This is a genomic window from Arthrobacter sp. NPDC090010 (assembly GCF_044748305.1).
GTDB lineage: Bacteria > Actinomycetota > Actinomycetes > Actinomycetales > Micrococcaceae > Arthrobacter_E.
Genome location: NZ_JBIVFT010000007.1, coordinates 36,408 through 49,407, shown reverse-complemented (window position 1 = coordinate 49,407; position 13,000 = coordinate 36,408). Strand labels below are relative to the sequence as shown.

Annotated in this window: 11 protein-coding genes and 1 CRISPR repeat array; of the genes, 4 read left to right on the top strand and 7 right to left on the bottom strand. The window is 66.2% G+C overall.

The genetic code is table 11. From position 1 onward, the window contains the following. Window positions 1-179 precede the first annotated feature (179 nt). A complete protein-coding gene (locus ACIPXZ_RS11535; RefSeq protein ID WP_400594084.1) occupies window positions 180-602 on the bottom strand; it encodes a hypothetical protein in 423 nt (140 codons plus the stop codon). 57 nt (window positions 603-659) lie between these two features. Here ACIPXZ_RS11535 and ACIPXZ_RS11530 point away from each other — a divergent pair, with 57 nt between their 5' ends. Beyond that, window positions 660-1,382 carry an AAA family ATPase gene (locus ACIPXZ_RS11530; RefSeq protein WP_400594081.1) on the top strand — a complete coding sequence of 241 codons (723 nt, stop codon included), beginning with the start codon at window positions 660-662 and terminating at the stop codon, window positions 1,380-1,382. A gap of 151 nt (window positions 1,383-1,533) precedes the next feature. On the opposite strand, the gene ACIPXZ_RS11525 is transcribed toward ACIPXZ_RS11530, so the two are convergent. From ACIPXZ_RS11525 to ACIPXZ_RS11505, 5 genes are all read right to left on the bottom strand, one after another. After that, window positions 1,534-2,019 (bottom strand): SRPBCC domain-containing protein, encoded by a 486-nt coding sequence (locus ACIPXZ_RS11525; RefSeq protein WP_400594078.1) that lies wholly within the window; start codon window positions 2,017-2,019, stop codon window positions 1,534-1,536. A 17-nt stretch (window positions 2,020-2,036) separates the two neighbouring features. Beyond that, a complete protein-coding gene (locus ACIPXZ_RS11520) occupies window positions 2,037-2,393 on the bottom strand; it encodes an ArsR/SmtB family transcription factor (RefSeq protein WP_400594075.1) in 357 nt (118 codons plus the stop codon). Between the two features lie 162 nt (window positions 2,394-2,555). Then, window positions 2,556-3,851 (bottom strand): MFS transporter, encoded by a 1,296-nt coding sequence (locus ACIPXZ_RS11515; protein ID WP_400594072.1) that lies wholly within the window; start codon window positions 3,849-3,851, stop codon window positions 2,556-2,558. A 22-nt stretch (window positions 3,852-3,873) separates the two neighbouring features. Beyond that, on the bottom strand, window positions 3,874-4,857 hold the full coding sequence (locus ACIPXZ_RS11510; protein WP_400594069.1) for an alpha/beta hydrolase fold domain-containing protein: 984 nt from the start codon (window positions 4,855-4,857) through the stop codon (window positions 3,874-3,876). Continuing rightward, window positions 4,847-5,815 (bottom strand): alpha/beta hydrolase, encoded by a 969-nt coding sequence (locus ACIPXZ_RS11505; protein ID WP_400594066.1) that lies wholly within the window; start codon window positions 5,813-5,815, stop codon window positions 4,847-4,849. The genes ACIPXZ_RS11510 and ACIPXZ_RS11505 overlap by 11 nt, the downstream gene beginning before the upstream one ends. Window positions 5,816-5,955: 140 nt before the next feature. Between ACIPXZ_RS11505 and ACIPXZ_RS11500 the strand changes: the two genes are divergently transcribed. Both ACIPXZ_RS11500 and ggt read left to right on the top strand, forming a co-directional pair. After that, window positions 5,956-6,939 (top strand): LacI family DNA-binding transcriptional regulator, encoded by a 984-nt coding sequence (locus tag ACIPXZ_RS11500; RefSeq protein WP_400594063.1) that lies wholly within the window; start codon window positions 5,956-5,958, stop codon window positions 6,937-6,939. 183 nt (window positions 6,940-7,122) lie between these two features. Continuing rightward, complete coding sequence (gene ggt, locus ACIPXZ_RS11495; RefSeq protein ID WP_400594060.1) at window positions 7,123-8,952, top strand: gamma-glutamyltransferase; 1,830 nt, start codon at window positions 7,123-7,125, stop codon at window positions 8,950-8,952. An 87-nt stretch (window positions 8,953-9,039) separates the two neighbouring features. Here the strand turns inward: ggt and ACIPXZ_RS11490 are convergent, their stop codons facing one another. After that, complete coding sequence (locus tag ACIPXZ_RS11490; RefSeq protein ID WP_400594057.1) at window positions 9,040-9,966, bottom strand: hypothetical protein; 927 nt, start codon at window positions 9,964-9,966, stop codon at window positions 9,040-9,042. A 155-nt stretch (window positions 9,967-10,121) separates the two neighbouring features. Here ACIPXZ_RS11490 and ACIPXZ_RS11485 point away from each other — a divergent pair, with 155 nt between their 5' ends. Continuing rightward, window positions 10,122-10,517, top strand: coding sequence for a VOC family protein (locus ACIPXZ_RS11485; protein ID WP_400594055.1), 396 nt, complete (start codon window positions 10,122-10,124; stop codon window positions 10,515-10,517). 124 nt (window positions 10,518-10,641) lie between these two features. Then, window positions 10,642-12,993: a CRISPR direct-repeat array (repeat unit 29 nt; unit sequence GGGCTCATCCCCGCCTGTGCGGGGAGCAC). Between the last annotated feature and the right edge of the window lie 7 nt (window positions 12,994-13,000).

Below are 13,000 nucleotides of genomic sequence, written 5' to 3'. Positions count from 1 at the left end.
CGGTCTGAGGCTGGATGAGGGCACGTCCCCGCGCGCACCGTCCTGTCATTCTGCACGCCCCCCGCACGCGCACAAGAGGTAAACGATGAAGGACGGGTGATATTCCCGGGCACATTGTTCATCCCGATATCCGGTTCACGGCGCCTCGGAGTCTCTGTCCGAAGCCCGGTGACCGACGGTCAGGACTTCCGCCGGGCTGATCCCGGCCCTGTATCTTTCTTCCGCATCCCGGGAAGATTCACGACTTCCGCCATCAGGGCCGCGCCTGTGAGCGCCATGCACGGCAGCAACGCCATGGACACGAACAGCACCGTGCCCGCGGCGAGCCCCTCGGGAACGAGCTGGAAGATCGGCTTCAGGTTCATGCTGGGCAGCAGACACACGGCGATGCACCCCGCCCGGACGGCCAGCCTGGCTCCGAGGGAGCGAAGTCGTTGAATCCTCCCCGTGCTCCAGAGACCGAGCATCGCGCCGGCCACGATGGACAGGAGAAACGGCGGGAACTCCAGCGCCTCATCGCGGGCCAGCCACGGCACGGATATTAGATAGCACAACAGTGCTATCCAGAAAAGCGCCGCGCCCTTCAACCGCTTGGAGATCATGAGCCAAGGCTAGCGGCGCGCGGACAAGGTGTCAGAGGCCTCGGCTAGCCTGAACGCATGCACTGGGCCGAGTACCCCATCCGACGCGTCGAGCAGGAACCGGATCACCCTGCGCCGCGGGGCGAATGGCCCGCCACCCTGCCTGCGGTCGCCCAGCTGTTGAACTCCGGCCTGGACCTCGGCCCGGCGACCGTCTTCGTCGGGGACAACGGGACCGGGAAGTCCACGCTCGTGGAGGCCATCGCACTGAGTTACGGATTCAATCCCGAGGGCGGCTCCACCGGGGCGCAGCACTCAACCCGAGCATCCGAGTCGCCACTGAATCAGCACTTGCGGCTGATCCGCAATGCCGGAACCACCCGGCGCGGCTACTTCCTGCGGGCCGAGGCCATGCACGGATTCTTCACCTACCTGGAACGGAACCCACGGCTGGGCGGAGCGGAACCCCGCTTTCACGATCTCTCCCACGGAGAGTCCTTTCTCGCCCTGGCCGAAGAGCGCTTCCGCGGAGCCGGGCTGTGGATCCTGGACGAACCCGAGTCCGCACTGTCGCTGTCCGGATGCATGGCACTGCTGGGCATCCTGAAAGACCTCCTGAGCAACGGCGACTCGCAGGTGATCCTCTCGACTCACTCGCCGTTGCTGGCCGCACTGCCCGGGGCGACCATCTATGAAGTGGGTCCCTGGGGCCTGCGGCAGGAGTCGTGGGACGATCTGGATCTGGTGCGGAACTGGAAGAGCTTCCTGAACGAGCCGCAGCGCTATCTTCGCCACCTCTGAGCCCGCGATCCAAGCATGCCGACGGCGCGTGGCCTGCGGCGCCGAACCGAACGTCTCATCGTGGAGACATCCGAGGAGCAGCCGGCCACGCGCCGTCGTCGTGCGTGTGCGTCTGAGGACGTGTGCGCCTGAAGGCGCGCGGGGTGAGTGCTCACTCCGCCAGAATGGCGTCGATCTGTCCCAGGGCCTCCTTCATGCCTTCCTCCATGCCCATGTCGATCAGCTGCTGGAGCTGTTCGACGGTGTCGTTATGGGAGGCGATGGTCATACGCGTGCGTCCACCGAGGTCCTCGATGGAGACCCGCATGGTCCCGGAGGCCATGCTCTGGTCCGGTTCACCGTTCTCATCGGCGAAGCCGTCCTGGATCTCCAGGCTCGTGGGACGCCCGATGGCCAGGAACTTCCACCAGCCGTGAGCCTTGTCCCCCTCCGGTCCGGTCATGTGATACTTGGCGCTGCCGCCTGCGGTGAATTCGAACTCGGTGAACGTGGCCGGCCAGGTAGGCGGTCCCCACCAGCGCTCAAGCTGGCGAGGGTCCTCCCAGAGCTGCCAGACGCGATCCACACTCGCGTCGAATTCGTTGACGATGGTGAGGGTCAGGGCTTCGAAGTCCTTGACCGAGCTGACGACTGTCATGTCATTCCCTTCCTGTCCTACGTGGTTTCCTGTGGCGTTTCGGCGAGGATCTGATCCATCCGAAGGGATCGTTCCCGCCAGAGGTTCTCGTAGCGGTCCAGCACCTGGCGAGCCAGGGCGAGACGCTCATGATTGGCGCTGACCACTTGCTCCCTCCCCCGCTTGTCTTTCCGGACGAGCCCCGCACGCTCCAGCACGGCGACGTGTTTCTGAACCGCGGCGAAACTCATGGCATAGAGGGCGGCGAGCGCAGACACGGAGCGTTCCGCCAGGGACACCTGCGTGAGAATGTCACGCCGGGTGGCGTCTGCGAGCGCCTGGAAGAGTCTGTCGAGTTCTTCCGGGTCCGGGCTTCGGAGCTGATCTACAACCATTTGGTTGTACGTTATCGCGTGGAGCGATGGGCGTCAAGAGGTCTCCTCGAGCCCACCCACATTTCTGCGCCCTGTTGTGTTTCCGGCGCCCCAATTGGGGCGCCGGAAACACAACAGGGCGCAGATCTCACACCACAGACTGGCCGACGTCGGCCTGGACGCTCACCGCACGCCGCGCACCGGGATGATCGTGAGACCGGCGACCGCCGAGCAGATCATCGAGAACACATAGAGCGGACCATAGGACCCTCCACCGAGCGTGACGAGGCCCGCGCCGATGAGAGGGGAGATGATCTGCGGCAGCAAGTAGGAGAGGGCCACGATGCCGAGGTCCTTTCCGGCATCGTCGCGGCTCGGAAGCACCTCGGTCATGAGCGCGACGTCGACGGCGGAGTAGGCGCCTCCGGCGAAGCCCAGGATGATCATGGCAACGAAGAACCCAGTCGTGTCGGCGCTGAACATGAGCGCGACCACTCCCCCGGCCGATGCCAGCCCGGAGACCCAGATGATGATCTTCCGCCGGCCCAGCCGATCACTGAGCCAGCCGAAGAAGACTGTCGCGACGATGTTTCCAAGGAAGAAGAAGGACAGCGCCGCCGTCTGCACCCCGCCGACCTCCGCCGCCGACAAGTGCAGCGTGTCCATGATCAGGTAGAAGAGGAACAGGGCGATGGTGAAGATCGACATCGTCATGAAGAAACGGCTCACCCAGGCCCACGCGAAGTCCGGATGAGCGCGGGGACTGATCCAATAGGTCGACAGGATGTCCCTGCCGCCGAGTCGCGGAGCCGGCGCACTCCGCACGGCATCCTGATACGCGACCGTGACCGGGAGGACGGTCACCAGGCCGATCGCCGCGGGCACGACGAACCACGTCCAGCTCTGCTCGATGGGAAGCGCGGCGACGATCGCACTCGCCGCCACCGTCGCGATGCCGGATGACACGCCGACGGCGGCCGAAACCCGGGCCCGGATACGCCCGGGCACCTGGTCGGCGAGCAAGGTGTGGTTCGCCATTGCGACGGCTCCGTAGCCGAGCTGCACGATGACCCACCCCAACGCCAGGACCGGGATATTCGCCGACACCGCCATGACGACGCAGCCGAGTGTCCCCGTGACGATGCCGCCGAGGTACCAGGGCTTGCGCATTCCCATGCGTGCCCTCGTGCGGTCACTGAGTCTTCCGAACAACGGCGTCGTCACCAGGATGACGACGCCCCCGACCATCGAGATGATCGCAAGATTCGCCTCTTTCGCTCCTTCGTCAATCAGCGCGAGCAGCTTCGGCAAAGAGGCCCCGACGATTGCGCCATTCGTGATCCCGCCACCGAACCAGGCGAGTACCAGGGCCGGAAGGAAGTACCAGCGCTGCGGTCGCCCGATGATGGCATCACCGACGAAGGGACTGGCTGCGGGGCCCACGGAAGCCTCCGCGGGATCTGAGGTCTCGGTGGACATCGTCGTCCTTCTTTCAGAGTGCCTATTCCGCGTCTGCGGAAACCGGGTCGTGAAGCGTACGCAGTGCGCCGACCGCTGTGCGATGCCAGATCCGCGCCGCTTCGAGGACTCCGACGAAACCCGCGGAGTCATGGGTCTGCCCGAGCGCGATGGTGGCGCTCGACATCACGCCGGCCTCCCGCAGTCTGGCGTGATAGGCGGCCGCGTCGCCGCGCAGCGCATCGAACTCGGCAGCGAGGATCACCGCCGGCGGCAATCCCTCCAGGTTTTCCCGAAGCAGCGGGGAGACCTCCGGGGCAGTAGGTTTCACGGTGTTCCCGAGATAGTTGCGCACGGTCTTGCGGACATCGCGGCGCATGAACCAGCGGGGTACGCCGAGCGGCTTCACCGCACCGAGCACAGCGTGCTTCCCGGTCAGATCCAGAAGCGACACCTCGAGCAATTGGAGACGCAGCGGATGACGACGCCGGTCGAGGTTGGCCTGCGCGATGCATGCCGCGATCGTGCCTCCTGACGATTGTCCGGAAACAGCCAGACGCCGGGTGTCGATGCCGAGTTGTCCGCCCTCCTCGACGATCCGGTCGAGAACCGCGAGCCCTTGCTCGATCGGCGTCGGAAAGCGGTGTTCGGGCGCCTGCGCATAGTCGACCGCGACGACGACCACCTCGGCGTCGATGGCCCGCTGCGCGTACATCCAGCGATTGACCGCGAAGTCATTGGATCCTTGACGGAAGGCACCGCCGAAGAAACTGATGACGGCCGGCAGCGCCCGGTCGACACCCGGCGGACGGTGAATGCGGATGTCCACGTCCGGCCATCCGTCGACCGGCACGGTCTGACGGGTGAGCGTCACCTCGGGAATCGGCAGCCCGACCTCGGACCAGACACGGGCGACGGCGTCGACGGCGTCACTCCGGATCTGCTCGATGCTCCGCCTGCGGAACGGCGACGGGCCGCCTTCCTTCATCGCCTCGTAGATGCGCAGGATCTCGGGATCAACGGGCATTTGTCTCCTCCTCCGGCTCCTGGGTGCGGTACGCGGTTCGAAGCTCTCCGTCGACGATCGCCCGCCATTGCATGGCCTGCGTCGAAATCCGGGTGATCCCAGGCGTCGCGTGCGAGGTGCCCGGCACCACGTGCGCCCTCACGGGAACATCGACGGCGCGCAGACGGTCCGCGAGCAGCAGGCCTCCTTCGGTCACGGGATCCGCCTCGGCGAGCATGAGGAGTGTGGATGGGAACCCGCGCAGCTCCGCGGCATCGGCGACGAACGCGGAGCCGTCGAGCGCGGGCCGGTAATGCGCCAGGATCGCGGCGTACTCCTGGGCGTATTCCGGGTGTTCACGGAAGAACGCGTCGAGCTTCGCGAGTGACACCGCGGGCACCTCGAGGAGGAGGTGATGAATCGTTTGCCGATCCTCCGCCGCCAACCGGAGAGCCGCACTCGCGGCGACCGATGCTCCTGCCGAGTTGCCGCCGAGCCCGAGCCGGCCGACGTCGATCCCGAGCTGCGGTGCGCGTTCGACGAGCTCTGCGAGCAAGGCGACCGTCGCATCGCGGGCGGCAGGGAACGGGTGCTCAGGAGCAAGCGGGTATTCGAAAGAGACGATCCGTATGCCGGTCGCGACGGCGCGGGCGGCCAACAAGCTGTCATTCACGAGTTCCCGTGTGCTGCCGTGAACAAAACCTCCCCCGTGCAGGAAGAGCTGGGTCGGCGCGTTGTCGCCGATTCGCCATGGCTCGTAGATCCGGACGAATCCGCCCCAGCCGCCCGCCTCGACCGCGAACTCGTGGATCCGCGCGCCGTCGTCGACGGGGTCTGCGGTCGCGGCAGCGAGCGTGTCGGCGATGCGACGCCGGACTCGGCGCTCCTCCGCGATCGGCATGTCCGGCGAGAGCGGCCATTGCTGGTTCAGTCTCTGCAGCAGCTCCAGCCACTCGTTCTGGCCTTCGTCTTGTTCCATCAGAAGCTTCCTCCACGATGAGGTCCATATCGAGCTGTTCCGCTAATCGAAACACTTCGATAGAAGTTCTTTTAGGTGAGGCTACCCCTCTCCATCCGCCTCGGCAAGGCTTCGAGAATGACGGTGGATAGACTTCTGCCATGCAGCCGCCACAAGCCAAGCCGACGATCTACAACGTCGCCGCACGAGCAGGCGTGAGCATCTCGACCGTCTCCCTCGCGATCAACCACCCGCAGCGCGTCAGCGCAGCGACCCGGAAGCGCGTCGCCGAGGCGGCGGAGGCGGAAGGCTACCGATCGGCGGGCGCCGGCCCCCGCCGCGGACTGCGCAGCGTGGCCGCCCTCGCTCCGTTCTCAACCTGGCCCAGCTACTACCAGCGCCTGGACGGCATCCTGGACCGCTGCACGGCGGCCGGCGTCGAAGTGGTGGTGCACAACCTCCCCCCGAATGAACAGTCCGAAGTCCCATTGCTCGATGCGATCCCCGTGCGGGGTGACCTGGATGGCGTGATCGTCATGGGCAGACAGCTCACAGCAGCCGCCGAGGCCGCCATCGAGCGCAGCGGCATTCCGACCGTGCTCGTGGACGCTGAGAGCGACCGCCTGCCCACCGTCCTGACCGACGACGTGCACGGCGGCATCCTGATCGCGGAACACCTCGTCGAACTGGGCCACCGCCGCATCGTCTTCGCCTACGAAGGCCCCGCCTGGTTCGACCACAGCTCCTCCGGCCTCCACCGGCTCGCCGGCATCGAGAAGGTGGTGAAGGCCGGACAGGGCACCGTGTCGCCTCTTCTCTTTGACGAGCGGTTCCTCGACGCCTTCCGCGGCTTCGGCGCCACTGCGATCGTCGCCAACCATGACAGCCTCGCGGCACGGATCTCACGGCTGCTGGCCGATTCCGGCCTGAGTGTGCCTGGCGAGGTGTCGGTTGCAGGCTTCGACGGCGGAGAGCTCGCCACGACGCTCGGCCTCACCTCCGTACGGCAGCCGTTCGCAGCCACAGGCGCCGCAGCAGCCGAGCTGCTGCTGGGAATGCTCACGGGCACGGCACCGCAGATCCGCACGACCACTCTCGCCAGCATCCTGGTCCCTGGAGACACCACCGGCACGCCTTCTGCGTGAACCGGCGAACACCCCCTCATTTCTGCGCTCTACTTGACGTCTCGCGCCCCAATTGGGGAGCAAGGTGCCAAGTAGAGCGCAGAAAGCACTGCCGTCACGTACACCTCCGTTCATTGCCCCACTCCTCGCACGGCAGTAGCGTGACAGAACCGTCAAGAAGCATGACTCAAAGAGGAGAATCACGTGAAACGGTTACCCAGACGCACCGGCGCAGGTCTCACGGCCCTGGCCTTGGCACTCACGGCAGGGACCGCCGTCGTCCCTGCAGCCCAGGCGGATCCACGGCACACCGAGAAGACGCCGACGGCGGTGGGGTACGGCGGCGCGGTGAGCACGGTCGATCCGGAGGCTTCGGCGGCGGCCATCGAGGTTCTGCGCAAGGGCGGCACGGCGGCCGATGCCGCCGTCGCGGCAGCTGCGACTCTCGGCGTGACCGAACCGTACAGTGCGGGGATCGGTGGCGGAGGCTACTTCGTCTACTACGACGCCAAGTCACGCAAAGTCAGCTCGATCGACGGCCGTGAGACGGCTCCTGCCGGCATCAGCCACGACGCGTTCATCGACCCGGCGACCGGCAAGCCGTATCCGTTCACGCCGGAACTCGTGACGAGTGGCGTCGCGGTCGGAGTGCCCGGAACACCCGCCACCTGGGAGCGCGCCCTGCAGCGCTGGGGGAAGCTCAGCCTGGGCGAGGCTCTGAAGCCTGCCATCAAGGTGGCGGACCGCGGCTTCGTGGTGGATGACACCTTCCGGCAGCAGACCCTGGACAACAAGGACCGTTTCGCGGCCTTCACGTCAACCAGCAAGCTGTATCTGCCCGGCGGAGACGCTCCCGCGGTGGGCAGCGTGTTCCGGAATCACGACCTTGCGGCGACGTACCGGCTGCTCGCGAAGAAGGGCACCAAGGCGTTCTATGGCGGGCCGCTGGCGGCCGAGATCGCGCACACCGTGCAGGCGCCGCCGAAGACGGCCGGCACGAAACTCCCCGTGCCTGTCGGCTCGATGACGACGGCGGATCTGGCGAAGTACGCGGTGGCGGATCAGGGCACCACGCACGTGAACTACCGCGGCCTGGACGTCTACGGCATGGCGCCGTCCAGCAGCGGCGGCACCACCGTGGGCGAGGCGCTCAACATCCTGCAGAACTACCAGTTGTCCGGGATGAGCAGCACCCAGGCTTTGCACCACTACATCGAGGCGAGCTCCCTGGCCTTCGCGGACCGGGGGAAGTACGTCGGTGATCCGGCCTTCGTGAAGGTTCCGACGGCGGCTCTGACCGATCCGCTGTTCGGCAAGGAGCGTGCGTGCTTGATCGATCCGGCGAAGGCGCTGCCGAAGCCGCTCGCGCCGGGTGATGTGAGCTCCTACGACGGCGTCTGCCCGGCATCCACCGCCAAGCCGGCCGAGGAACGGGATACGGAGAACATCTCCACGACGAATCTGACGGTGTCCGACCGCTGGGGGAATGTCGCGGAGTACACCCTGACCATCGAGCAGACCGGTGGCTCCGGCATGGTGGTCCCCGGTCGCGGTTTCCTGCTGAACAACGAGCTGACCGACTTCTCCACGGTGTGGAGCGCGGACGATCCGAACCGGATCGAACCGGGCAAGCGGCCGCGCTCTTCGATGTCGCCGACGATCATCCTGCAGAACGGCAAACCGTTCCTGGCCTTGGGATCGCCGGGTGGTTCGACCATCATCACCACGGTGCTGCAGACGATCCTGAACCGCGTGGATCTCGGCATGAACGTATCCCAGGCGATCGCGGCACCGCGGGTGTCGCCGCGTAATGGGGCGACAGTGACGGCGGAACCGGCCTTCATCGACAAGTACGGTGCAGGGTTGAACGCATTGGGGCATCAGCTCGTGGCGTCCGGCGATTCCTTCACCTCGGCCTCCGAGATCGGCGCGGCGACGGCCATCGAGTTCCGTCCGGACGGCAGTACGGTGGCGGCTGCTGAGCGGGTGCGGCGCGGCGGCGGTTCCGCGATGGTGGTGTCCGGAAGGCGCTGAGGCGCGCACAACACAAAGGCCGACGACGGCGGAAGGAGACTTCCGCCGTCGTCGGCCCTTTTGCGCAGTCAGCTGCGTCGTGGACGGTCAGTCGAACACTCGCGTGGTGTCGGGGAGCGCTGGAAGCGATGACGCACCGCCACGGATGTCCGTGTCATTGGCAGTCAGTCCGGTGGGATCGTAATAGGAAGCCACCAAGTGCTGTTTGATGTATCCGATGACGATCTGGCCCTTGGTGCAGTTCCGGGCCGAGATCGCGGTGAAGTTCTGCCAGCCGTTCGGAGCGGCAGGTCGGATGGTCTTGGAGCTCCACTGGGTGGGCGTGGCATCCGGGATCAGGTACTGACGCAGTTCTCCGGTGGAGAGGGTTGCCATGAGGACCGCCACGGGCTTGCCGTTGACGGCGACGGCGGGGGCGGAGCCGATCGAGGTGATGGAGGCACCTCCTCCGAACACCTTGACCGTGCCCGTGACGGTCCGGGCACCGGTGTCGATGGTGTAGCGGTAGAGCTCTCCGCCTGAGGTCAGACGGAAGACGAACTGCTGGCCGCGTACTGTGGAAGTCCCGCTGTACGCGGTCGTGATGGACTTCTGGAACCAACCGCTGCCAAGGGTGGTCACCGCACCGTCGATGGAGTGCTTCCAAGTGCCGTCGGCCTGGAGATCCTGCCGTTCGTCATAAAACTTCGCGGTGCCATCCGAAGAGGTCCCGAAGTAGCTGAACTTGCCGAAAGTGTCGTCCCCGTAGCCACCGAGCTGTGTCAGATAAGTGGCGTCGAAGGGAACCGGGGCCGACCAGTTGCTGTGTTCCCAGCGAAGCTTGCCGTCACTGAGGAAGACAGCTCCGAGATTGCGGTTCGATTCCATGGTCAGCAGAGCGCCGTAGCAGTCGGCGGGAGTCGCGGTGGGCGCCGGATACTGGGTCGCGGCATTCGCGGGCACGGCGGTGACAACGGCGGAGAGCGCCAGCGCCCCCGTGGCGAGACCTCCGAGCAACTTGGCAGTGAGCTTCATGATGCTTCCTCGTGGAGAGTGAGATGGATGCCAGGAATTAATCCAGGAACTGTAGGAATAAGGGCAGTCTATCCCCAAACGCGGGTGGCATGCCTGGAAAATCCTCTTTTGTGGAGACTCTGTCCACAGCCCGCAATCCCTGCTTGACTAGGCCCATGGCTCATCCCCTGGTGTACATCCACTTTCCCGGCACGGCACGACAGGCTCTGGAGTTCTATCAGAGCGTGTTCGGCGGCGAGCTGAGCCTGAACACCTTCGCGGAGTTCGGGCGCAGCGACGGCCCCGCCGATGCGATCGCGCACGGCATGCTGATCGGCACGGTGGAACTGGCAGGGGCGGATGCTGCGGGCGATGAGCGTCCGCTGAGCACGGACGGCCTCATGCTCTCGCTCCTGGGTACCGCCCCGGCTGAGACGCTGCGCACGTGGTTCGAGCAGCTGTCCGAGGGCGGCCGCGTGGTGGAGCCACTGGAGGTCCGCCCCTGGGGTGCGACGGACGGCCAAGTGGTGGATCGCTTCGGCGCGCACTGGCTGGTGGGGTTCGAGGACTAGGCGAACTCGAAGCCGCTACTGCCATGGCCACCCCCTGACTGTGGAGAGACTCGTCCCCTAGAAGACCCTCCAAAGCTTCGTCCCGCCCATGCTGGGAACAAGTCTCCAACCAGCCGGCCACGAGGGGATCATCCCCGCCTGTGCGGGGAGCACCAGAAATCTGCGTAGGCATAGACCTCGACCTTGGGCTCATCCCCGCCTGTGCGGGGAGCACTTAGCGGGTCCTAGCGGACGACCCGGCCCCATGGGCTCATCCCCGCCTGTGCGGGGAGCACGCTGCCGGAGCAGACCAGTAACCCATGGTGAAGGGCTCATCCCCGCCTGTGCGGGGAGCACCGCTTCTGCCTGTAGGTAGCGGACGAGTGCGAGGGCTCATCCCCGCCTGTGCGGGGAGCACGTCAGATGGAGCAGAAGGCTGCCCGCGGAGAAGGGCTCATCCCCGCCTGTGCGGGGAGCACTAGCCCTTGGCCGTGTTGTAGGCGTACGTCGCGGGCTCATCCCCGCCTGTGCGGGGAGCACCCTGGAACAGTCCCAGGGTGCCATCCAGACGGTGGGCTCATCCCCGCCTGTGCGGGGAGCACCGCCGGGTTCACGGTGTTGATGTTGGTGGGAAGGGCTCATCCCCGCCTGTGCGGGGAGCACTCAGACAAGAAGGCGAGTTCGCCATTCAACCAGGGCTCATCCCCGCCTGTGCGGGGAGCACATCACCCGGTATCCACGAAAGAACCCCACACCGGGCTCATCCCCGCCTGTGCGGGGAGCACGCCGGGCGTGACCCAGGCGCCGGGTAGCTCCAGGGGCTCATCCCCGCCTGTGCGGGGAGCACGACCTGCCCCGCGGCGGTGTGGACCTTGGCGTGGGCTCATCCCCGCCTGTGCGGGGAGCACTCATTACTTACGCCGTCCCCGGTAGAACCAGTGGGCTCATCCCCGCCTGTGCGGGGAGCACGTCTGATGAGTACAACCCGGCCAAGATGCCGACGGGCTAATCCCCGCCTGTGCGGGGAGCACGTGCTGGTCTGGACGGTCGGGGTGATTTCCAGGGGCTCATCCCCGCCTGTGCGGGGAGCACAGGTTGTTGAGCTGGGCGTAAATCTGGGACAGGGGCTCATCCCCGCCTGTGCGGGGAGCACGGGTGGGGGACCTCGCCGTCATGGCACAGGCGGGGCTCACCCCCGCCTGTGCGGGGAGCACCCAACCTGCGCGACGACGTCGATACCGTCATTGGGCTCATCCCCGCCTGTGCGGGGAGCACTGCCCCGGATACGTCTTTCACGGCTTCAGATCCGGGCTCATCCCCGCCCATGCGGGGAGCACCGGGGGAGGTATGAGTCATGGCTGACTACTGGGGGCTCATCCCCGCCCATGCGGGGAGCACGCCCTGGTTATGCCCCAGGGCGACGTGGACCAGGGCTCATCCCCGCCCATGCGGGGAGCACCCGTAGGCGACGAGGACGGATGGTGCGCCGCTGGGCTCATCCCCGCCCATGCGGGGAGCACTGGTGGAGATGCGTTTAACCTGTCCGCACTGCGGGCTCATCCCCGCCCATGCGGGGAGCACTTCCCGTAATAGCGCTGAGCGATTGTGGACAGGGGCTCATCCCCGCCCATGCGGGGAGCACTCCGGCAAGCGGATCGTGCTGGACACCAGCCCGGGCTCATCCCCGCCCATGCGGGGAGCACGTACGCCGATGTGGCGCTACCTTGACGGCATCGGGCTCATCCCCGCCCATGCGGGGAGCACGCGCCCCTATCCCCTGGTACTCCCACATTTCCGGGCTCATCCCCGCCCATGCGGGGAGCACATCTCCTTACGTAGTGGCACGTATGCCGATGTGGGCTCATCCCCGCCCATGCGGGGAGCACATTCACTAACCCGGCTTTCCTGAATCAGGTTCGGGCTCATCCCCGCCCATGCGGGGAGCACATGTACAGCTCCTTCACCTTCCAGTAGGTGAAGGGCTCATCCCCGCCCATGCGGGGAGCACCTTCATTACGGGCGTGGAGCGTCTTTCTCCTCGGGCTCATCCCCGCCCATGCGGGGAGCACCCGGGGTCTCAACGACGGACATCACCGCCAAGGGGCTCATCCCCGCCCATGCGGGGAGCACTGACCCGCGCAAGGTCTCCTTGTTCAGTCATTGGGCTCATCCCCGCCCATGCGGGGAGCACTCCGCGACAGCTCCGAGTGGGGGCAGCGTATGCGGGCTCATCCCCGCCCATGCGGGGAGCACATCGGGCCTCCGTCTCGATTTGAGAACAAGAAGGGCTCATCCCCGCCCATGCGGGGAGCACCTTTGGGTGCCTTTCACCATTCGAAGTCCGTCGGGCTCATCCCCGCCCATGCGGGGAGCACTGCTTCGCGGTGGACTGCGCGTCAAGAGCACCAGGCTCATCCCCGCCCATGCGGGGAGCACATCGGGCCTCCGTCTCGATTTGAGAACAAGAAGGGCTCATCCCCGCCCATGCGGGGAGCACCTTTGGG

Excerpts from the sequence above, each read along its gene's own strand:
- ACIPXZ_RS11520 (WP_400594075.1), bottom strand. The coding sequence starts at position 2,393 with ATGGTTGTAGATCAGCTCCGAAGCCCGGACCCGGAAGAACTCGACAGA.
- ACIPXZ_RS11535 (WP_400594084.1), bottom strand. The coding sequence starts at position 602 with ATGATCTCCAAGCGGTTGAAGGGCGCGGCGCTTTTCTGGATAGCACTG.
- ACIPXZ_RS11500 (WP_400594063.1), top strand. The coding sequence starts at position 5,956 with ATGCAGCCGCCACAAGCCAAGCCGACGATCTACAACGTCGCCGCACGA.
- ACIPXZ_RS11525 (WP_400594078.1), bottom strand. The coding sequence starts at position 2,019 with ATGACAGTCGTCAGCTCGGTCAAGGACTTCGAAGCCCTGACCCTCACC.
- ACIPXZ_RS11485 (WP_400594055.1), top strand. The coding sequence starts at position 10,122 with ATGGCTCATCCCCTGGTGTACATCCACTTTCCCGGCACGGCACGACAG.
- ACIPXZ_RS11490 (WP_400594057.1), bottom strand. The coding sequence starts at position 9,966 with ATGAAGCTCACTGCCAAGTTGCTCGGAGGTCTCGCCACGGGGGCGCTG.
- ACIPXZ_RS11510 (WP_400594069.1), bottom strand. The coding sequence starts at position 4,857 with ATGCCCGTTGATCCCGAGATCCTGCGCATCTACGAGGCGATGAAGGAA.
- ACIPXZ_RS11515 (WP_400594072.1), bottom strand. The coding sequence starts at position 3,851 with ATGTCCACCGAGACCTCAGATCCCGCGGAGGCTTCCGTGGGCCCCGCA.
- ACIPXZ_RS11530 (WP_400594081.1), top strand. The coding sequence starts at position 660 with ATGCACTGGGCCGAGTACCCCATCCGACGCGTCGAGCAGGAACCGGAT.
- ACIPXZ_RS11505 (WP_400594066.1), bottom strand. The coding sequence starts at position 5,815 with ATGGAACAAGACGAAGGCCAGAACGAGTGGCTGGAGCTGCTGCAGAGA.